Source organism: Streptomyces sp. NPDC032472, from assembly GCF_040636955.1.
Taxonomy (GTDB): Bacteria; Actinomycetota; Actinomycetes; order Streptomycetales; family Streptomycetaceae; genus Streptomyces.
Genome location: NZ_JBEZVK010000099.1, coordinates 1 through 18,371, shown reverse-complemented (window position 1 = coordinate 18,371; position 18,371 = coordinate 1). Strand labels below are relative to the sequence as shown.

Sequence of the window (18,371 nt, the reverse complement as noted above, 5' to 3'; positions counted from 1 at the left end):
GTTGGGGGGGCCCGGGCCCCCCGGGCTTGCTTTGCACCCCCGGGCGGGGGGGGGGGGGGGGCCCCCCCCCCCCCCCCCCCGCCGCCCGCTCAGTGGCACAGGCGGGCCACCTGCTCCAGCTCCTCCGCGAGCACGGCCGGGTCGCGCGGCCCGGCGTGCGGGGCCGCGACGGGGCGTACGCGGAAGCGGTTGCCCGGGGTCAGCTCGTCGGCCTCCCTGATCATCAGCTCCTGCAGCACCGGCGGGATCGCCCGGTCCTCGGTGAACTTCAGGAAGGTGCGCGGGATCCGCCCCCAGCGCTGCGGCAGGCCGCGGGAGTCGCCGGCCGAGATCGCGGCCGACTCGTCGGGTTCCAGGATGTTCAGCAGCGCACGGATCTCGTCGTCGGGGTAGTCGGCGCCCAGGGCGTCCTTGCAGGCCGCGAAGAACTGCGGGTCGTTCGACCGCCAGTTGACGCGGTTGACCCCCAGCTCCGGCGGCGTCGGCACACCGGTCATCCGGAAGAGGGCGCTGGTGGCCGCCTCCGGGCTCGTCATCAGCTCCAGGACCGACTTGTGCTGCGTGGGGCAGAACGCCGAGGCGTACACCAGGTGCGCGAGGAGCTCCGGCACCCGGTTGGCCACCGCATTGACGGTGGCGCCGCCCAGGCTCTGGCCCACCAGGACCACCGGGCCGTTGCGGTGCGCCCGGCGCACCACGGCGGTCACGTGGGCGGCGTTGTCCTCCAGCGTCACCTTGCCCAGCGGCGAGGGCTCCGTGCGCAGCCGCTCCAGGTCCTGCGGAGCCTGGTAGGAGAGCGGGTAGTAGGCGCCGTGGCCGTGCCCGGGCAGGTCGACCGCGACCACGCGCTGTCCGCGCAGGGCGAGTTCGGCGGCCACCGGGTTCCAGGCGTACGAGTTGCTGCCGGAGCCGTGGACCAGGACGAAGGTCACCGGCCGGGCGGGGCGGGGGGCCGCCTCGGCGGCCGCCGCGCCCGCGCCCACCGCCGCCACCGCTCCGGCGCCGGCCACGGCTGCTCTCAGGACCGTGCGGCGGGACTGCTGCCGACCGGTCGTGTCAGGTGCTGCATGTGCTGTGCTCATGTCGCTCATGAGACAGATGTTACTTGCGAGTAACTGCCTTCAGGGCAGTTGATTTTCGGCCAAGTGGGAACGATTCGCGTCCGGTTGGGACGTCGGTCCGTGTTCGTTGAGAACCGGACAATCACCGTTCGGTGGTCGGTTCGTCCGGATGGGTGCCACTTCGGCCACCCTGCTTCGGCCGCGTCCCACCCGTGTCGGGGCATCCGGGAGGTCCGCAGCCGTGCCCGCCGGGCGCGCCCTGCGGATCCGGCCAACCGTGCGGCGGCCCGTCGTACGCCGCCCGCCGGTCGGAAAGTGCCAGCAGCACCTTCGTCCTCTCGACGGACGGCAGCGGCGGAATGTTGAGTCATGTCGCGCTTCACAGCGATTCGTCTCTTCCGGCGTACGTCTTTTTCGATTTGAGGAGCATTCATGCGCATCATCCGAACCGCCCTCGCCCTCGGCGCAGCAGCCGTCGCCCTCACCGCCACCTCCGTCGTCCCTGCGGCCGCAGCCGAACCGGCGCCGGCCCCGAAGGCGGCGAAGTTCTGCACCTACGTCGTCGACACCGGCGAGGGCGGCTGCTTCGCGACCCGTTCCCAGGCCGCCGAGCTGGGCGCCCAGGCCGAGTACAAGGACCTGGGGAAGATCTGGAGCGACGGGAACTCCGGCGGCAGCGAGTTCACCTTCCGCGGCAGCGTCGGCTGCAACTGGCGCTACCCCGAATTCAACGACCTGTCCAAGTGGGGCTGGAACGACGCGGTCAGCTCCGCCCAGGGCATCACCTGCCCCATCACCCTGTGGGAGCACAAGGACTTCCGCGGCGCCAGCCAGACCTACCACGGCTACAACGCCTACGTCGGTGACGGCATGAACGACAAGGCCTCGTCCGTCAGCTTCGACATCCGCTGACCCGCCGGGCCCCGGCGCCGCAACCACGGCGCCGGGGCCCACCGCCCCGGTCCACCAGATGGCGGCCCCGGCGGTCCCTTCCGAGTGACACCCCAGAACGCCTCGCCGACCGGCGGCCCCGCCGTCGTCGACGATCGCCAGCGGCCGGACCTGCTTACCGGCCGCCGAGGCGCCGCCCGTCGCCGAGGCCGGACGCCTGGGAGATCACGTGCACATCCTGCTCGTCGCGAGCGCGTTCAACAGTCTCACCCAGCGGGTGCACGCAGAACTGAGGGACCGCGGGCACAGCGTGGCGGTCGAGCTCGCCCTGCCCGGCAACGACCTCGCCGAGGCCGTGGGCCGCCACCGACCCGACCTGGTCCTCGCGACGATGCTGAAGACCGCAATCCCCGAAGAGGTCTTCTCCGCCCACGTCTGCCTCGTCGTCCACCCCGGTCCGGTCGGCGACCGCGGCCCCTCCTCGCTCGACTGGGCCCTCACCGAGGGCACCACCCGCTGGGGCGTCACCGTCCTGCAGGCCGCCGCCGAGCTCGACGCCGGAGACGTGTGGGCCACCGCCGAGTGCCCCCTGGCGCCCGTCGGCAAGAGCGACGCCTACCGCGGGGAGATCGCCGACGCCGCCCTGGAGGCCGTCCTGACGGCCGTCGACCGCTTCGCCTCCGGCACGTACACCCCGCAACCGCAGCACACCGGCCGCGCCCGGCCGTACCTGCGCCAGGAGCACCGCCGGATCGACTGGCACAGCGACACGACCGACCGCGTCGTCCGCCTGCTGCGCGCCGCCGATTCGCGGCCCGGCGTCCTCGACGAGCTGCTGGGCGCCGACTGGTACCTGCACGGCGGCCACCCCGAGGGCCGACTTCGCGGCCGCCCCGGCGAACTGCTGGCCACCCGCGCGGGGGCGATCTGCCGGGCCACGGCCGACGGCGCCGTGTGGATCCCGGAGCTGCGCGCCCGGCGCGCCCCGGGCGGGCCGGCCCCGGTCAAGCTCCCCGCCACCGTCGCCCTCGGCGACCGGCTGCCGCCGCTGCCCGAGCTCCCCGCGCCCCTGTTCGCCACGGCCGACGACCACGACCACGGCGACGGCCACGGCTGCGGCGTCGGCGGCTCGGCGCCGGCCACCTGGTCCGACATCGCCTACCGCGAGGAGGGCGCGGCCGGCTTCCTGTCGTTCTCCTTCCCGGGCGGCGCGATGAGCACCGAGCAGTGCCGGCGACTGCTCGCCGCCTACCGCACGGCCTGCTCCCGCCCCACCTCCGTACTCGTCCTCGGGGGTGCCCGCGACTTCTTCTCCAACGGCATCCACCTGGGCGTCATCGAGGCCGCGGCCGACCCCGCCGAGGAGTCCTGGGCCAACATCAACGCCATGGACGACCTGGTGGAGGCCGTGCTGACCACCTCCGACCGGCTCGTCGTGGCCGCCGTCGCCGGCAACGCGGCCGCCGGCGGCGCCATGCTCGCCCTCGCCGCCGACGAGGTCTGGTGCCGCTCCGGGGCCGTCCTCAACCCGCACTACCGGCTGATGGGACTGTACGGCTCCGAGTACTGGACCTACACCCTGCCCCGCCGCGCCGGCACCGGCGTCGCCGACCGCCTCATGGCCGAGGCCCTGCCGCTGAGCGCCGAGGGCGCCCGCCGGCTCGGCCTGGTCGACCGCACGATCGCCTGCGCCCCGCAGGAGTTCGCCGGCGAGACCGCCCGCCTCGCGGTCCGGCTGGCCTACTGGCCCGCCACCCAGGCCCGTATCGCCGGCAAGAAGGCCCGCCGCGGCGTCGACGAGGCGGTCAGACCGCTCGCCGCCTACCGGGAGGCCGAGCTGGCCCGGATGCGCGAGGCCTTCTTCGACCCCGAGGCCCCGTACCACGCGCTGCGCCGTGCCTTCGTACGCAAGGAGCCGCTGCGGCAGACACCGCCGCACCTGGCCCGCACCACCCCCGGACGGCGCGCCGCCACCCTCCCCGTCCGGCGGCCCGGCGTCACCGGACCGGCCGAACAGCGCAGGGCACCCGGGCCCGCCGGCTGCTAGCAAGAAGGGTGGGGGCGGCCGCAGACCTTCCCCCGCGGCCGCTCCCGCCCCACGCGACCCACGCCCCCCGCATCCCTCCCCAAGGAGCGATCCTCATGGCTGCTGCAACACCGAGCACGGTAGAGGACCCCCCGATCCACATCCTCTGGATCAACGCCGGCCTGAGCTGCGACGGTGACTCGGTGGCCCTGACGGCAGCGATGCAGCCCAGCATCGAGGAGATCGCCACCGGTGCGCTTCCCGGCCTGCCCAAGATCGCCGTGCACTGGCCGCTGATCGACTTCGAGTGCGGGCCGGTCGGCGGCGCCGACACGTTCATCGAGTGGTTCTTCAAGGGCGAGCGCGGCGAGATCGACCCGTTCGTGCTGGTCATCGAGGGCTCGATCCCCAACGAGAAGATCAAGCCCGAGGGCTACTGGTGCGGCTTCGGCGACGACCCGGAGACGGGACAGCCCATCACCACCAGCGAGTGGATCGACCGCCTGGCGCCCCACGCCCTCGCGGTCGTCGCCATCGGCACGTGCGCCACGTACGGCGGCATCCACGCCATGCAGGGCAACCCCACCGGGGCCATGGGCGTGCCCGACTACCTCGGCTGGGACTGGACCTCCAAGGCCGGCATCCCGATCGTGTGCGTCCCGGGCTGCCCGATCCAGCCGGACAACTTCGCCGAGACCCTCACCTACCTGCTCTACCAGGCGGCCGGCTCCGCCCCGATGATCCCGCTCGACGACAAGCTGCGGCCGACCTGGCTGTTCGGGCAGACCGTCCACGAGGGGTGCGACCGGGCCGGCTTCTACGAGCAGGGCCAGTTCGCCACCACCTACGACTCCCCGCAGTGCCTGGTCAAACTCGGCTGCTGGGGGCCCGTCGTGAAGTGCAACGTCCCCAAGCGCGGCTGGATGAACGGCATCGGCGGCTGCCCGAACGTCGGCGGCATCTGCATCGCCTGCACCATGCCCGGCTTCCCCGACAAGTTCATGCCGTTCATGGACCAGCCGCCCGGCGCCACCGTCTCCAGCACGGCCAGCGGCGTCTACGGCGTGGTGATCCGCAAACTCCGCTCGATCACCCAGCACACCGTGGACGAGGAGCCCAAGTGGCGCCGGACCGGCGGGAAGCTGACCACCGGCTACCGCCCGCCCTGGTGACCCGGCCCCACCGCGCACACCACGCGCTCCACGCGCTCCACGCGCTCCACGCGCACCACGCGCACCACGCATCTCCTCCCACAACTCCCCGCTCCCGACTCCAGGAAGGGTCACGGCAGACACGATGACACCGAAGACGAAGGCGGCCGGCGACGGCAGCGGCCTGGTGGAGATGGCCTGGGATCCGATCACCCGGATCGTGGGCAGCCTCGGCATCCACACGAAGATCGACTTCAAGCAGAAGCGGGTCGCCGAGTGCTACAGCACCTCGTCCGTCTTCCGCGGCTACAGCGTCTTCATGCGCGGCAAGGACCCACGCGACGCGCACTTCATCACCAGCCGCATCTGCGGCATCTGCGGTGACAACCACGCCACCTGCTCCGTCTACACGCAGAACATGGCGTACGGAGTGAAGCCGCCCCACCTCGCCGAGTGGATCATCAACCTCGGCGAGTCGGCGGAGTACATGTTCGACCACAACATCTTCCAGGAGAACCTGGTCGGGGTCGACTACTGCGAGAAGATGGTCCGCGAGACCAACCCCGGCGTCCTCGAACTCGCCGAACGCACCGAGGCCCCGCACGCCGCCGACCACGGCTACCGCACCATCGCCGACATCATGCGCTCGCTCAACCCCATCGAGGGCGAGTTCTACCGCGAGGCCCTGCAGGTCAGCCGCTACACGCGCGAGATGTTCTGCCTGATGGAGGGCCGCCACGTGCACCCCTCCACCCTCTACCCCGGCGGCGTCGGCACCATCGCCTCCGTCCAGCTGTTCACCGACTACATGAGCCGCCTCATGCGGTACGTCGAGTTCATGAAGCGCGTCGTCCCCCTGCACGACGACCTCTTCGACTTCTTCTACGAGGCCCTGCCCGGCTACGAGGAGGTCGGCCGCCGGCGCGTCCTGCTGGGCTGCTGGGGCGCCCTCAACGACCCCGAGTACTGCGACTTCACGTACGCCAACATGACCGACTGGGGACGGAAGATGTTCGTCACCCCGGGCATCGTCGTCGACGGCAAGCTGGTCACCAACGACCTCACGCAGATCAACCTCGGCATCCGCATCCTGCTGGGCAGCTCCTACTACGACGACTGGGCCGGCCAGGAGCAGTTCGTCCGCCAGGACCCGCTCGGCAACCCGGTCGACCCGCGCCACCCCTGGAACCAGCACACCATCCCCGCCCCGCAGAAGCGCGACTTCGACGACAAGTACAGCTGGGTGATGTCCCCGCGCTGGTACGACGGCAAGGACCACCTCGCCCTCGACACCGGCGGCGGCCCCATCGCCCGCCTGTGGTCCACCGCCCTGTCCGGGCTCGTCGACGTCGGCTACGTCAAGGCCACCGGCCACAGCGTCGTCATCAACCTGCCGCGCACCATGACCAAGCCCGAGACCACCTTCGAGTGGAAGATCCCGCAGTGGAGCAACGCGCTGGAGCGCAACCGGGCCCGCACCTACTTCCAGGCGTACGCCGCCGCGATCGCGCTGCACTGCGCCGAGCAGGGGCTCGCCGAGGTCCGCGCCGGCCGCACCCAGACCTGGGAGAAGTTCGAGGTCCCGGACGAGTCCATCGGTTGCGGCTTCACCGAGGCCGTACGCGGCGTCCTCTCGCACCACATGGTCATCCGCGACGGCAAGATCGCCAACTACCACCCGTACCCGCCGACCCCGTGGAACGCCAGCGTCCGCGACAGCTACGGCACGCCCGGCCCGTACGAGGACGCCGTGCAGAACACGCCCATCTTCGAGGAGAACCCGCCGGAGAACTTCAAGGGCATCGACATCATGCGGACGGTGCGCAGCTTCGACCCCTGCCTGCCGTGCGGCGTCCACATGTACGTGGGCGGCGGCAAGACGGTGAAGTCGATGCACGTGCCGACCGGCCTGAGCGGACTGGGCGGATGAGCGCGCCGGTGACCGACGCCCGTGAGGCGGGCCGGCGCGTCGAGGAGGTCCTCGACCGGCTCGCGGCCGGCGGCGACCGGGAGGCGTGCGCGGCGGCCGAGGAACTCGTGCGCGTGCTCATGGACTTCTACGGCGCCGGGCTCGCCCGGATCGTGGAGCACCTCGCCGCGGCGGGCCCCGCGGGTGCCGATCAGGCGGCCGGCGGTCCGCTCGCCCGGCTCCTGGACGACGAGCTGGTGGCGGGCCTGCTGGCCCTGCACGACCTGCACCCCGAGGACGTCCCCACCCGCATCGCCCGCGCCCTGGACTCCGTACGCGAGCCGGTCGAGCTGCTCGGCTTCGACCCGGCCGCCGGCACGGTACGGCTGAGGACGACCGCCGGCGGGGGAGGCGGCTGCGGCTGCGGGAGCGGCGGCGAGACCGCCCGCCGGACCGTGGAGGAGGCCCTCGCCCGCTTCGCGCCCGAGGTGACCGGGGTCGAACTGGAAGAGGCGGCCCCGCAGCCCGCCCTGCTCCAGATCGGCACCCGGCCGCAGACCCCGGCGCGCGTACCGTGACCGCGGCCCACCCGCGGGTCGCGCCCGGCCCCAGCGCTGTGCCCGGCCGCAGTGCCGTGTCCGGGCTGCGGCGCTTCACCGGGCCCCGCACACGACGCCCCGAGGTGTGCGAGCTGTGCGGGACGGCGGTGCCCGAGGACGGCCACCGCCACCTCGTCGAGACCGAGCGGCGCAGCCTCGTCTGCGCCTGCACCCCCTGCGCCCTGCTCTTCGACCGGTCCGGATCCGGCGGCGGCCGCTACCGCACCGTCCCCGACCGCTACCTCACCGACCCCGGCCACCACCTGGACGACGGCGCCTGGGACCGGCTGCGCATCCCCGTCGGCGTCGCCTTCTTCTTCCGCAACGCCGCGCTCGACCGGCTCGTCGCGCTCTACCCGAGCCCGGCCGGCGCCACCGAGAGCGAACTCGACCCCGACACCTGGCAGAGCGTCCTCGGCACGGGCCGCCTCGCCGCCCTGCTCGAACCCGACGTCGAGGCGCTGCTGCTGCGCCGCACCCCCGACCGCACCGACTGCTTCCTCGTACCGATCGACATCTGCTACGAACTGGTGGGACGGATGCGGCTGCTGTGGCAGGGCTTCGACGGCGGAGCCGAGGCCCGCGCCGCCCTGAACACCTTCTTCGAGACGGTCGAACGACGCGCCACACCCGTCCCGGAAGGGCAGCGGCCATGACCGGCTTCACCTTCACCTGCACCGGCGTGCGCGCCGACCCGTACGCCGCCGGCCCCACCCTCGTCTTCCGGCTGCGCATCACCGCCGGCGCCGCCACCCGGGTCCACGCCCTCGCCCTGCGCTGCCAACTGCGCATCGAACCCGCCCGGCGCGGCGCCTACAGCGACGCCGAAGCCGAGGCGCTGCACGACCTTTTCGGCGACCGCTCCCGCTGGGGAACCACCCTCCAGCCCGTCCAGTTCGCCCAGGTCTCCATCATGGTCCCCGGCTTCACCGGCGAGACCGAGACCGACGTGCCCGTCCCGTGCACCTACGACATGGACATCGGGGCCGGCCGCTACCTCGCCGCCCTCGACGACGGCGAGGTGCCGCTGCTGATGCTGTTCTCCGGTACGGCCTTCACCGGGGCCGGCGGCTTCCGCGTCGAGCCCGTGCCCTGGGACTGCGAGGCCGCGTACCGGATGCCCGTCGCGGTCTGGCGGGAGATGATCGAGCAGCACTTCCCCGGCTCCGGCTGGCTCCGACTGCCCCGCGCCACCCTGGAAGAGCTGCTCGCCTACCGCTCGCGCCACGCGCTCGCGTCCTGGGAGGCGACCGTACGCTCCCTGCTCGACGCGGCCGCTGCCGCCGGGCCGCCGCCCCCGGAACCCCGCGCCCCCGACGCCGCCCGCGCCGCCTGGGCCGGCGCCGTCCTGCCGCGTGCCACCGAGAGGACGGCGCCATGACCACGGCCACCACCGACCTGGCCGCCTCCCGCTTCGCCCTCGCCCGGCAGGTCGCCGACGCCGTCCTGTTCGAGGGCTACGTCCTCTACCCGTACCGTGCCTCGGCCGCGAAGAACCGGATGCGCTGGCAGTTCGGCGTCCTGGTCCCGCCCGCCTGGGGGCCGGACCACGGCGAACCCTCCTGCCAGCGCACCGAGCTGGTGATGGAACCACGCGGCGGGGCGGAGGTCGCCGTCGAACTGCGCTTCCTGCACGCCTGCCGCCGCACCGTCGAGGAGGCGCGCGCGGACGGCACCTTCGCGGACGTTGCCGCCCTGCACCTGCCCGACCGGGTCCTGGTCCCCTGGGACGAGGGGACCGAGGAACGCGTGGAGATGAGCATCCCCGTCGCCGAACTGGAGGCCGGGGAGGTCTGCCTGCCGTTCACCCGGCCCGCCCGCGAGGAGACCGAGCCCGTCCCCGGCACCGACGGCCGGACGGTGGGCCGCCTGGTGCGGCGCACCGAGCGCGTCGACGGAGTGGTGCGGTTGCGCGCCGACCCGCTCGACCTGCCCTACCGGGCGCTGAAGCTCACGGCCGTCGTCGAGAACACCGGCGACTGGACCCCGCCGCCCGAGGGCGCCGGCCGCGAGGCCGCCCTGGCGCGCTCCCTGGTCGCCGCCCACCTGCTGCTCGGACTGAGCGCCGGCTCGTTCCTGTCGATGACCGACCCGCCCGAGTGGGCCCGGGCCGTCGTCGGTTCCTGCACGAACCGGCACACCTGGCCGGTGCTCGCGGGCGAGGACGGCCGGGCCGACGTGGTCCTTTCCTCCCCGATCATCCTGGAGGACCACCCCCGCATCGCCCCCGAGAGCGCCGGAGCGATGTACGACGCCACCGAGATCGACGAGATCCTCGCCCTGCGCACCGCGGCCCTGACCGAGGAGGAGAAGCGCGAGGCCCGCGGGACCGATGCCCGCGCGGCCGCCGTGGTCGACCTCGCGGACACCATGCCCCCGGAGATCATGGAGCGGCTCCACGGCGCGGTCCGGGCCCTGCGGGAGATCACCGAGCCCGGCGCGCAACCGGTCCAGGGCCGGGACGGACCCGGGCTCCCGGGCGAGGAGGCCCTGTTCCGGCCGGACACACCCTGGTGGGACCCCGAGCACACGGATCCGGCCGCCCCGCACGGCGACCGCGTCCTGGTCGGCGGGACGCCGGTGGGCCCGGGCAGCCGGGTCGTGCTGCGGCCCGGCCTGCGCCGCACCGACGCCCAGGACCTGTTCCTGCAGGGGCGCACCGCCCTCGTCGAGGCCGTCCTGCGGGACGTCGACGGCGGGGTGCACCTCGCCGTCACGGTCGACGGCGACCCGGGGGCCGACATCCGCCGCGCCCAGGGCCGGTTCCTGTACTTCCAGCCCGACGAACTCGCCCCCCTGGAGGAGGCGTGAGCGGCCGGACCCTGATCGCGGGCATCGGCAACGTCTTCCTCGGCGACGACGGCTTCGGCGTCGAGGCCGTGCGCCGGCTGTCCGCCTCCGGGACGCCCCTGCCCGACGGGGTGGAGACCGCCGACATCGGCATCCGCGGCGTCCACCTCGCCTACCGGCTCCTGGACGGCTACGACACGCTCGTCCTGGTCGACGCCACCGCCCGCGGCGCCGAGCCCGGAACGCTGTACCTGATCGACGCCGCCGGCCCGGACGCGGAGCCCGTCGCCCCGCAGGGCGCCGTACTCGACGGGCACCACATGTCGCCCGACGCCGTCCTGGCCCTGCTCGGCACCCTGTGCGCCGGCACCGGGGCCATCCCGCCCCGGCAGATCTGGGTCGTCGGCTGCGAACCCGCCTGCCTCGACGAGGGGATCGGGCTCAGCGCCCCGGTGGCCGCCGCCGTTCCGCAGGCCGTACGGATGGTGCTGGACCTCGTCCACCGGCCGGGGCGGGTACCGATCGAGACCGACCCCGGCGTCGCCACCACCTGAGGAGGATCCCGTGAAGAAGGCCATCATCGGCGGCGCGGCCGCCGCCGCAGCCCTTGCCTGCGTGCTCAAGTCGGTCCTGCCGGACCTCCAGCGCTACCTGCGCATCCGCCGCATGTGACGGCCGCCCCGCCGGCCGCCCCGACCCCAGTCCGCGCGCCGTGGCCGCGCCCGCGCCCGAATGGCGTACGGCGTGCCCGGCGCGTCGGCGTGCCCGGCCCCGCCTGCGGGCGCCGGCCGGTCTAATGAGGCCCGGCAGGACGGAGTCCCATGCACGAGATGTCGATCGCCATGGCCGTGGTGGGCCAGGTGGAGGAGGCCGCCGAGGCCGCCGGCGCGAGCGCCGTCACCTCGGTCCGGCTCCAGGTCGGTGAACTGGCCGGCGTCGTTCCCGACGCCCTGGCCTTCTGCTTCGAACTGGCCTGCGCGGGCACCCTCCTCGAAGGCGCCGCCCTCGAGACCGAGACGGTGCCGGCCCGCGCCCACTGCCGGTCCTGCAGGCACGACTGGGCGGCCGGCATGCCGCCCCGGCTGGCCTGCCCCCGCTGCGACCGGGCGGGCGAGGTCGAACTCGTCTCCGGGCGCGAGCTGCAGATCACCGAAGCCCGCTGGGAGGACGGCCCGGCGGGCGGATGCACCGCCCCAACCCCGCGCCCGTACGCCCCCACCCGCGAACCGATCGTCGAGGAGCGCTGAAGCATGTGCCGTGTGGTCGACCTGAGGCAGGCGGTCCTCGCCAAGAACGACGGTGCCGCGCAGGCCCTGCGCAGCGGACTCACCGCCCGCGGCACCACCGTCGTCAACCTGCTGTCCAGCCCCGGCAGCGGCAAGACGGCCCTGCTGGAGCGCGAACTCGGCCTGGCCCGCGGGCGCGCAGTGCCCGTCGCCGCCCTCACCGCCGACCTGGCCACCGAGAACGACGCGACGCGGCTGGCGCGTTCGGGCGTCCCGGTCAAGCAGGTGCTCACCGACGGGCTCTGCCACCTGGAGGCCGCGATGCTCGGCCGCCACCTGGACGGCTGGCTGCCCGAGGACACCCGGCTGCTGTTCGTCGAGAACGTCGGCAACCTCGTCTGCCCGGCCTCGTACGACCTCGGGGAGTCGCTGCGCGTCGTGCTCGCCTCCGTCACCGAAGGCGAGGACAAGCCGCTGAAGTACCCGACCGCGTTCGGGCTGGCCCAGCTCGTGGTGGTCACCAAGACCGACCTGGCGCAGGCCGCGGAGTTCGACGAGGCCGCCTTCCGCGCCCACGTCCAGCAGGTCAACCCGGGCGTGGAGGTGCTCCTGACCTCCGCGCGCACCGGCGAGGGTGCGGGGGTCCTGCTGGACCGGGCGCTGGCCGCCGGCGACGGCTCGACCGTGCACGTACCCGTCATGGCCGGACAGCAGCACCCCGCACACCACCATCACCACGGGCAGCACGCAGACGGCCACGACCACGCCCAGGACGACCACGGCGAGGACCACGCCGCGCACGGCGACCACCGGCACGCCCCGGCACCGGCCGCCCGCTGATGGAAGACGTGCAGCGCCGGCGGATCACCGTGCGCGGCGTGGTGCAGGGCGTCGGCTTCCGGCCGTACGTATACACCCGGGCGACCGGGCTCGGCCTCGCCGGGCACGTCACCAACACCCCCGAAGGCGTCGTCGCCGAGGTCGAGGGCGCCCCGGCGGCCGTGTCGGCCTTCTGCGAGCGGCTCGCGGCCGACGCCCCGCCGCTCGCGGTCGTCCAGGCCGTGGACCATTGCGAGGTCCCCGCTGCCGGGGGCCGCGGCTTCACCATCGTCGCCTCCCGCTCCGGCGGCCCCGTCCGCACGCTCGTCTCCCCGGACACGGCCACCTGCGCCGCCTGCCTCGCGGAGCTCGCGGACCCCGCGGACCGGCGCCACCGCCATCCCTTCATCACCTGCACGCACTGCGGCCCCCGCTTCACCATCGTCACCGGGCTGCCGTACGACCGGGCGCACACCACCATGGCCCGCTTCCCGATGTGCCCCGACTGCGCCCGCGAGTACGCCGACCCCGCCGACCGTCGCTTCCACGCCCAGCCCGTGGCCTGCCCCGCCTGCGGGCCCCGGCTGCGCCTCCTCGTCGGGTCGCCGCCGCGCGAGGCGGCCGGAGCGGACCCGGTCGCCGAGGCCCGCCGGCTCCTGGCCGGCGGGGCGGTCCTGGCCGTCAAGGGCCTCGGCGGCTACCACCTCGCCTGCGACGCCGCCCACCCCGGCGCCGTCGCCGAGCTGCGCCGCCGCAAGGGCCGCGGGGACAAGCCGTTCGCGCTGATGGCCCGCGACACCGCCGACATCGAACCGCTGGTGAGCATCGACGCCGCCGAACGGGCCCTGCTGACCGGCCCGGTCCGGCCCGTCGTCCTGCTGCGCCGCCGCCCGGGCGCGGACCTCGGGGCGGTTGCCGAGGGGGTCGCCCCGCGCTGCCCCGACCTCGGCGTGATGCTCCCGTACACGCCCGTGCACCACCTGCTGCTGGGGCTGCCCGGCGACCCGCCCGGCCCCCGCCTGCTCGTCATGACCAGCGGCAACCTGTCCGGCGAACCCATCGTCACCGACGAAGCCGAGGCCCTGGAGCGCCTCGCCGGACTCGCCGACGCCTGGCTCACCCACGACCGCCCCATCCACGTCCCCTGCGACGACTCGGTGGTGCGCATCTGCGACGGCGCACCGCTCCTCGTGCGCCGCGCCCGGGGCTACGCGCCGCTGCCGCTGGACCTGCCGCTGCCGGTGCCGCCCGTCCTCGCGGCCGGCGGTGACCTGAAGAACGCCCTCTGCCTCGGCGAGGGCCGCAAGGCCTGGCTGTCCGCGCACATCGGCGACATGGACGACCTGGCCACGCAGGACGCCTTCGCGCGCGCCGAGGAGCAGTTGGAGTCCATCACGGGCGTACGGCCCGCCCGGCTCGCCGCCGACCTGCACCCCGGCTACCGCTCCACCGCCCGGGCCCGGCGCGCCGCCGCGGGCCGCCCGCTGACCGGCGTCCAGCACCACCACGCGCACATCGCCTCCGCCATGGCCGACAACGGCCTGGACGGAAGCGACCGCGTCATCGGCATCGCCTTCGACGGCACCGGGTACGGCGACGACGGCGCGGTGTGGGGCGGGGAGGTCCTCCTCGCCGACTACCGCGGCCACCACCGCTTCGCCCACCTGGCGTACGTCCCGCTGCCGGGCGGCGACGCAGCCGTGCACCGGCCGTACCGGATGGCCCTCGCCCACCTGCGGGCCGCGGGCCTCGCCTGGGATCCGGACCTGCCGTGCACCGCCGCCTGCCCGCCCGAGGAACTGCGCGTCCTGGAGCGGCAGTTGGAGCGCGGCCTGAACTGCGTGCCCACCTCCAGCGTGGGCCGGCTCTTCGACGCGGTCTCCTCCCTGGCCGGCGTCTGCCACCTCGCCGGGTACGAGGCCCAGGCCGCGATCGAGCTGGAGGCCGCCGCCCTGTCGGCCGGCCCCTCCGAGGAGGGTGAGGGCTATGCCTTCGCCCTGCGGCCGGGGCAGCCGTCCGCGGGCACCGCCGGCCCGGTCCTGGCCGACCCGGCGCCCCTGCTCGCCGCCGTGGTGGACGACCTGCGGGCCGGCATCGCGGCGCCGGTCGTCGCGGCCCGCTTCCACGCCGCCGTCGCCGGCCTCGTCGCCACCCTCGCCGGCCTCGCGCGCGAGCGGCACGGCCTCGGCACCGTCGCCCTCACCGGCGGAGTCTTCGCCAACACCGTGCTCTCCTCGGCCTGCGCCCGCCTGCTGCGCGAGCGCGGCTTCACTGTCCTGCGCCACCACCGCGTCCCGCCGAACGACGGCGGCCTGGCCCTCGGCCAGCTCATGGTGGCGGCCTGCGCCCCGCACCACCCACAGCAAGGAGAGGGCCATGTGCCTGGCGGTACCCGGCAGAGTGCTTGACATCGGCGAGAAGGACGGCACCCGGATGGCGACCGTCGATTTCGGCGGAGTGGTCAAGGAGGTGTGCCTGGAGTACCTGCCGGACCTGCAGGTCGGCGAGTACGCCATCGTCCACGTCGGGTTCGCCCTGCAGCGCCTGGACGAGGAGTCCGCCCGGCAGACCCTTGAGCTCTTCGCCGAACTCGGCATGCTCCAGGAGGAGTTCGGCGACCCGTGGGAGCGAGCGGCGGCGGAGGCCGGCGAAACCGTGCAGGAGGCACAGGCGCAGTGAAGTACATCGACGAATTCCAGGACCCCGAGCTCGCCCGCCGCCTGCTCGACGACATCCACGCCACCGTGACGCGCCCCTGGGCGCTGATGGAGGTCTGCGGCGGCCAGACCCACACCATCATCCGGCACGGCATCGACCAACTCCTGCCCGAGCAGGTCGAGTTGATCCACGGCCCGGGCTGCCCGGTGTGCGTGACCCCGCTGGAGGTGATCGACAAGGCCCTGGAGATCGCCTCCCGCCCCGAGGTGGTCTTCTGCTCCTTCGGCGACATGCTCCGCGTCCCCGGCACCGGTCGCGACCTGTTCCAGGTGCGCGGCGAGGGCGGCGACGTACGGGTCGTCTACTCCCCGCTCGACGCCCTGCGGATCGCCCGCGAGAACCCCGACCGCCAGGTGGTGTTCTTCGGGATCGGCTTCGAGACCACCGCCCCGCCCAACGCCATGACCGTGTACCAGGCGAAGAAGCTCGGCATCCCCAACTTCAGCCTGCTCGTCTCCCACGTCCGGGTGCCCCCGGCCATCGAGGCCATCATGAACGCGCCGAGCTGCCGGGTGCAGGCCTTCCTCGCCGCCGGGCACGTGTGCAGCGTGATGGGCATGGCCGAGTACCCGGACCTCGCCGCCCGCCACCGCGTCCCGATCGTGGTCACCGGCTTCGAGCCGCTCGACATCCTCGAAGGCGTGCGCCGGGCCGTACGCCAGCTCGAACGCGGCGAGCACACCGTCGACAACGCCTACGCCCGGGCCGTGCGCCCGGAGGGCAACCCGGCCGCCCTCGCCATGCTCGAGGACGTCTTCGAGGTCACCGACCGGGCCTGGCGGGGCATCGGGGTCATCCCCGACAGCGGCTGGCGGCTGTCCGCCCGCTACCGGGACTTCGACGCCGAACACCGCTTCTCTGTCACCGGCATCACCACCCGCGAGCCGGCCGCCTGCCGCAGCGGGGAGGTCCTGCAGGGCCTGATCAAGCCGCACGAGTGCGAGGCGTTCGGCACCACCTGCACCCCGCGCAACCCGCTCGGCGCCACCATGGTCTCCAGCGAGGGCGCGTGCGCCGCGTACTACCTCTACCGGCGCCTCGACATCACCCCCGCAGCCCGCACCCCCCGCCCGGCACCCACCGCGCCGCTGGAGGCGACCCCCGTTGTCTGACACCGCACTCGACGCCACCGGCTGGACCTGCCCCGCGCCGCTGCGCGACCGCCCCCGCGTGGTCATGGGCCACGGCGGCGGGGGCGCGCTCTCCGCCGAACTCGTCCAGCACGTCTTCGCCCCCGCGTACGGCGGCGCCGTACTGGCCCGGCTCGGCGACAGCGCCGCCGTCACCCTGGGCGGTGCCCGACTGGCCTTCTCCACCGACTCCTACGTGGTCCGGCCGCTGTTCTTCCCCGGCGGCAGCATCGGCGACCTCGCGGTCAACGGCACCGTCAACGACCTCGCGATGAGCGGCGCCCACCCCGCCTACCTGTCCTGCGGGTTCATCCTGGAGGAGGGGGTGGAGGTCTCCGTGGTGGCCCGCGTGGCCGAGAGCCTCGGCGCGGCGGCCCGCGCCGCCGGCGTCGAGGTGGCGACCGGCGACACGAAGGTCGTCGAGTCGGGCCACGGCGACGGGATCTACATCAACACCGCGGGCATCGGGCTGATCCCCGACGGGGTGGACCTGCGCCCGCAGCGGGTCGTACCCGGCGACGTGGTCATCGTCAGCGGCGAGATCGGCCTGCACGGGGTGGCCATCATGAGCGTCCGCGAGAACCTCGGCTTCGACGTGGAGACCGTCAGCGACTGCGCCCCGCTGCACGGGCTCGTCCGGGCCATGCTGGCCGTCACCCCCGACCTGCACGTCCTGCGGGACCCCACCCGGGGCGGCCTGGCCGCTGCCCTGTGCGAGATCGCCGCCTCCGCCGGCACGGGCGTCGTCGTCAACGAGGGCCGGGTGCCGGTCCCCGAGACCGTGCGCAACGCCTGCGCCATCCTCGGCCTCGACCCGCTGTACGTGGCCAACGAGGGCAAGCTGGTCGCGTTCGTCCCCCGGGAGCACGCCGACGCCGTCCTCGACGCGATGCACGCCCACCCGCTGGGCCGGCGCGCGGCGGTGATCGGCGAGGCGGTCGAGGCCCACCCCGGGATCGTCGTGGCCCGCACCGGGCTCGGCGGCACCCGCGTGGTGGACCTGCCGATCGGCGAACAACTGCCCCGCATCTGCTGACGTACGGGATGCGCCGGCCCTGGTGCCGCGGCCTCGGCGGGCCGCGGGGCCGGGGCCGCCAGCCCTGCTCAGGGGAGTTCGGGGATGAACGGCAGGTAGTCCTCCGGCCCGTCGGAGGGCACGATCGCGTAGCTCGCCTCGGGGAGCTCGTTCCACAGGCCCGGCAGGTCACCGAGGGGTTCGGAGACCACCAGCCGGGTGTCGTCGGACACCTTCCGCAGGTAGGGCAGTTCCGGGTACAGCTGGCGCACGCTGTCGGCGCGGCTGCTGTAGAACAGCGAGCGGGACTTGCCCTGGCTGGAGTAGCGGAACGCCCACACCCGCAGTCCGTCGCTGACCGCGATCGTCATCTGGAGCGGGTCCGCCACCCCGTGCTCCTTGCCGAGCCGCTCCACCAGGCCCGCCATCCGGGCGACCGCGCCGGGGACGTCCTGGTCCAGGCCGAACGTGACGGCCAGGTAGAACATCACCTCGGAGTCCGTCGAGCCCTCGATGCAGGGGAAGAGGGCCGGGTCGACGGCCATGCACAGGTCGCGCTGGAGGCGGTGGAAGTCGGTGATCGCGCCGTTGTGCATCCACAGCCAGCGACCGTGCCGGAACGGGTGACAGTTGGTCTGCTGAATGGCCGAACCGGTGGACGCCCGCACGTGCGCGAAGAACAGCTGCGAGCGGACGTGCGCGGCCAGCTCGCGCAGGTTGCGGTTGTTCCAGGCGGGCCCGATGTCCCGGAAGACGGCCGGCGTGCCGTCCTCGTTGTCCATGCTGTACCAGCCGATGCCGAAGCCGTCGCCGTTGGTCGACTCGACCCCCATGCGGGAGTGCAGGCTCTGGTCGATCAGTGAGTGCTCCGGCTGGTAGAGCACGGCGTCCAGCAGCATCGGCGAGCCGGAGTAGGCGAGCCATCGGCACATCAGCATCATTCCTCTCCTGCGCCCCGTCCCTCACCCCGTCCGAGCGTAGCGCGGCCGGGCCCGTGCCGCCGCGCGCCGACCGGCCCGGGCGGGTGGGAGCGGCG

General features: G+C 73.9%; 17 protein-coding genes. 15 read left to right on the top strand and 2 right to left on the bottom strand.

The features are described 5' to 3' along the window. Positions 1-89: 89 nt before the first annotated feature. Complete coding sequence (locus AB0F11_RS34595; protein ID WP_362182665.1) at positions 90-1,091, bottom strand: alpha/beta hydrolase; 1,002 nt, start codon at positions 1,089-1,091, stop codon at positions 90-92. 402 nt (positions 1,092-1,493) lie between these two features. Between AB0F11_RS34595 and AB0F11_RS34590 the strand changes: the two genes are divergently transcribed. From AB0F11_RS34590 to hypE, 15 genes are all read left to right on the top strand, one after another. After that, positions 1,494-1,973 carry a hypothetical protein gene (locus AB0F11_RS34590; RefSeq protein WP_362182662.1) on the top strand — a complete coding sequence of 160 codons (480 nt, stop codon included), beginning with the start codon at positions 1,494-1,496 and terminating at the stop codon, positions 1,971-1,973. Between the two features lie 208 nt (positions 1,974-2,181). After that, on the top strand, positions 2,182-3,999 hold the full coding sequence (locus AB0F11_RS34585) for a hydrogenase maturation protein (protein WP_362182659.1): 1,818 nt from the start codon (positions 2,182-2,184) through the stop codon (positions 3,997-3,999). 95 nt (positions 4,000-4,094) lie between these two features. Further along, positions 4,095-5,150, top strand: a complete 1,056-nt coding sequence (locus AB0F11_RS34580) for a hydrogenase expression protein HypE (protein ID WP_362182657.1) — start codon at positions 4,095-4,097, stop codon at positions 5,148-5,150. A 124-nt stretch (positions 5,151-5,274) separates the two neighbouring features. After that, positions 5,275-7,059: a nickel-dependent hydrogenase large subunit gene (locus AB0F11_RS34575; protein ID WP_362182655.1), complete on the top strand. Its 1,785-nt coding sequence runs from the start codon at positions 5,275-5,277 to the stop codon at positions 7,057-7,059. Next, positions 7,056-7,616 carry a hypothetical protein gene (locus tag AB0F11_RS34570; RefSeq protein WP_362182652.1) on the top strand — a complete coding sequence of 187 codons (561 nt, stop codon included), beginning with the start codon at positions 7,056-7,058 and terminating at the stop codon, positions 7,614-7,616. The genes AB0F11_RS34575 and AB0F11_RS34570 overlap by 4 nt, the downstream gene beginning before the upstream one ends. 104 nt (positions 7,617-7,720) lie before the next feature. After that, positions 7,721-8,293: a DUF5947 family protein gene (locus tag AB0F11_RS34565; RefSeq protein WP_362182670.1), complete on the top strand. Its 573-nt coding sequence runs from the start codon at positions 7,721-7,723 to the stop codon at positions 8,291-8,293. Further along, positions 8,290-9,018 (top strand): DUF6084 family protein, encoded by a 729-nt coding sequence (locus AB0F11_RS34560; RefSeq protein WP_362182650.1) that lies wholly within the window; start codon positions 8,290-8,292, stop codon positions 9,016-9,018. Before AB0F11_RS34565 ends, AB0F11_RS34560 begins: the two co-directional genes overlap by 4 nt. Next, positions 9,015-10,448: a hypothetical protein gene (locus tag AB0F11_RS34555; protein WP_362182648.1), complete on the top strand. Its 1,434-nt coding sequence runs from the start codon at positions 9,015-9,017 to the stop codon at positions 10,446-10,448. Before AB0F11_RS34560 ends, AB0F11_RS34555 begins: the two co-directional genes overlap by 4 nt. Then, entirely contained in the window at positions 10,445-10,981 is a 537-nt protein-coding gene (locus AB0F11_RS34550) for a hydrogenase maturation protease (RefSeq protein WP_362182645.1), read from the top strand. The genes AB0F11_RS34555 and AB0F11_RS34550 overlap by 4 nt, the downstream gene beginning before the upstream one ends. Positions 10,982-11,248: 267 nt before the next feature. Then, positions 11,249-11,674, top strand: coding sequence for a hydrogenase maturation nickel metallochaperone HypA (gene hypA / locus AB0F11_RS34545; RefSeq protein ID WP_362182642.1), 426 nt, complete (start codon positions 11,249-11,251; stop codon positions 11,672-11,674). A 3-nt stretch (positions 11,675-11,677) separates the two neighbouring features. Continuing rightward, the gene (gene hypB, locus AB0F11_RS34540) at positions 11,678-12,493 is read left to right on the top strand and encodes a hydrogenase nickel incorporation protein HypB (RefSeq protein WP_362182639.1); all 816 of its coding nucleotides are present in this window, start codon (positions 11,678-11,680) and stop codon (positions 12,491-12,493) included. Then, positions 12,493-14,880, top strand: coding sequence for a carbamoyltransferase HypF (gene hypF, locus AB0F11_RS34535; protein ID WP_362182636.1), 2,388 nt, complete (start codon positions 12,493-12,495; stop codon positions 14,878-14,880). The genes hypB and hypF overlap by 1 nt, the downstream gene beginning before the upstream one ends. Continuing rightward, complete coding sequence (locus AB0F11_RS34530; protein WP_362182633.1) at positions 14,849-15,151, top strand: HypC/HybG/HupF family hydrogenase formation chaperone; 303 nt, start codon at positions 14,849-14,851, stop codon at positions 15,149-15,151. The genes hypF and AB0F11_RS34530 overlap by 32 nt, the downstream gene beginning before the upstream one ends. Continuing rightward, positions 15,148-16,302, top strand: coding sequence for a hydrogenase formation protein HypD (gene hypD, locus AB0F11_RS34525; RefSeq protein ID WP_362182630.1), 1,155 nt, complete (start codon positions 15,148-15,150; stop codon positions 16,300-16,302). Before AB0F11_RS34530 ends, hypD begins: the two co-directional genes overlap by 4 nt. Before the next feature lie 64 nt (positions 16,303-16,366). Beyond that, the gene (gene hypE / locus AB0F11_RS34520; protein ID WP_362182667.1) at positions 16,367-17,356 is read left to right on the top strand and encodes a hydrogenase expression/formation protein HypE; all 990 of its coding nucleotides are present in this window, start codon (positions 16,367-16,369) and stop codon (positions 17,354-17,356) included. A 68-nt stretch (positions 17,357-17,424) separates the two neighbouring features. Here the strand turns inward: hypE and AB0F11_RS34515 are convergent, their stop codons facing one another. Continuing rightward, a complete protein-coding gene (locus tag AB0F11_RS34515) occupies positions 17,425-18,267 on the bottom strand; it encodes a class II glutamine amidotransferase (RefSeq protein WP_362182627.1) in 843 nt (280 codons plus the stop codon). Between the last annotated feature and the right edge of the window lie 104 nt (positions 18,268-18,371).

What these genes read in the sequence shown, in the direction of transcription:
- AB0F11_RS34575 (WP_362182655.1), top strand. Translation starts at nt 5,275, where the DNA reads ATGACACCGAAGACGAAGGCGGCCGGCGACGGCAGCGGCCTGGTGGAG.
- AB0F11_RS34515 (WP_362182627.1), bottom strand. Translation starts at nt 18,267, where the DNA reads ATGTGCCGATGGCTCGCCTACTCCGGCTCGCCGATGCTGCTGGACGCC.
- AB0F11_RS34580 (WP_362182657.1), top strand. Translation starts at nt 4,095, where the DNA reads ATGGCTGCTGCAACACCGAGCACGGTAGAGGACCCCCCGATCCACATC.
- AB0F11_RS34560 (WP_362182650.1), top strand. Translation starts at nt 8,290, where the DNA reads ATGACCGGCTTCACCTTCACCTGCACCGGCGTGCGCGCCGACCCGTAC.
- AB0F11_RS34595 (WP_362182665.1), bottom strand. Translation starts at nt 1,091, where the DNA reads ATGAGCGACATGAGCACAGCACATGCAGCACCTGACACGACCGGTCGG.
- AB0F11_RS34570 (WP_362182652.1), top strand. Translation starts at nt 7,056, where the DNA reads ATGAGCGCGCCGGTGACCGACGCCCGTGAGGCGGGCCGGCGCGTCGAG.
- hypA (WP_362182642.1), top strand. Translation starts at nt 11,249, where the DNA reads ATGCACGAGATGTCGATCGCCATGGCCGTGGTGGGCCAGGTGGAGGAG.
- AB0F11_RS34590 (WP_362182662.1), top strand. Translation starts at nt 1,494, where the DNA reads ATGCGCATCATCCGAACCGCCCTCGCCCTCGGCGCAGCAGCCGTCGCC.
- AB0F11_RS34530 (WP_362182633.1), top strand. Translation starts at nt 14,849, where the DNA reads ATGTGCCTGGCGGTACCCGGCAGAGTGCTTGACATCGGCGAGAAGGAC.
- hypB (WP_362182639.1), top strand. Translation starts at nt 11,678, where the DNA reads ATGTGCCGTGTGGTCGACCTGAGGCAGGCGGTCCTCGCCAAGAACGAC.
- AB0F11_RS34555 (WP_362182648.1), top strand. Translation starts at nt 9,015, where the DNA reads ATGACCACGGCCACCACCGACCTGGCCGCCTCCCGCTTCGCCCTCGCC.
- hypF (WP_362182636.1), top strand. Translation starts at nt 12,493, where the DNA reads ATGGAAGACGTGCAGCGCCGGCGGATCACCGTGCGCGGCGTGGTGCAG.
- hypE (WP_362182667.1), top strand. Translation starts at nt 16,367, where the DNA reads ATGGGCCACGGCGGCGGGGGCGCGCTCTCCGCCGAACTCGTCCAGCAC.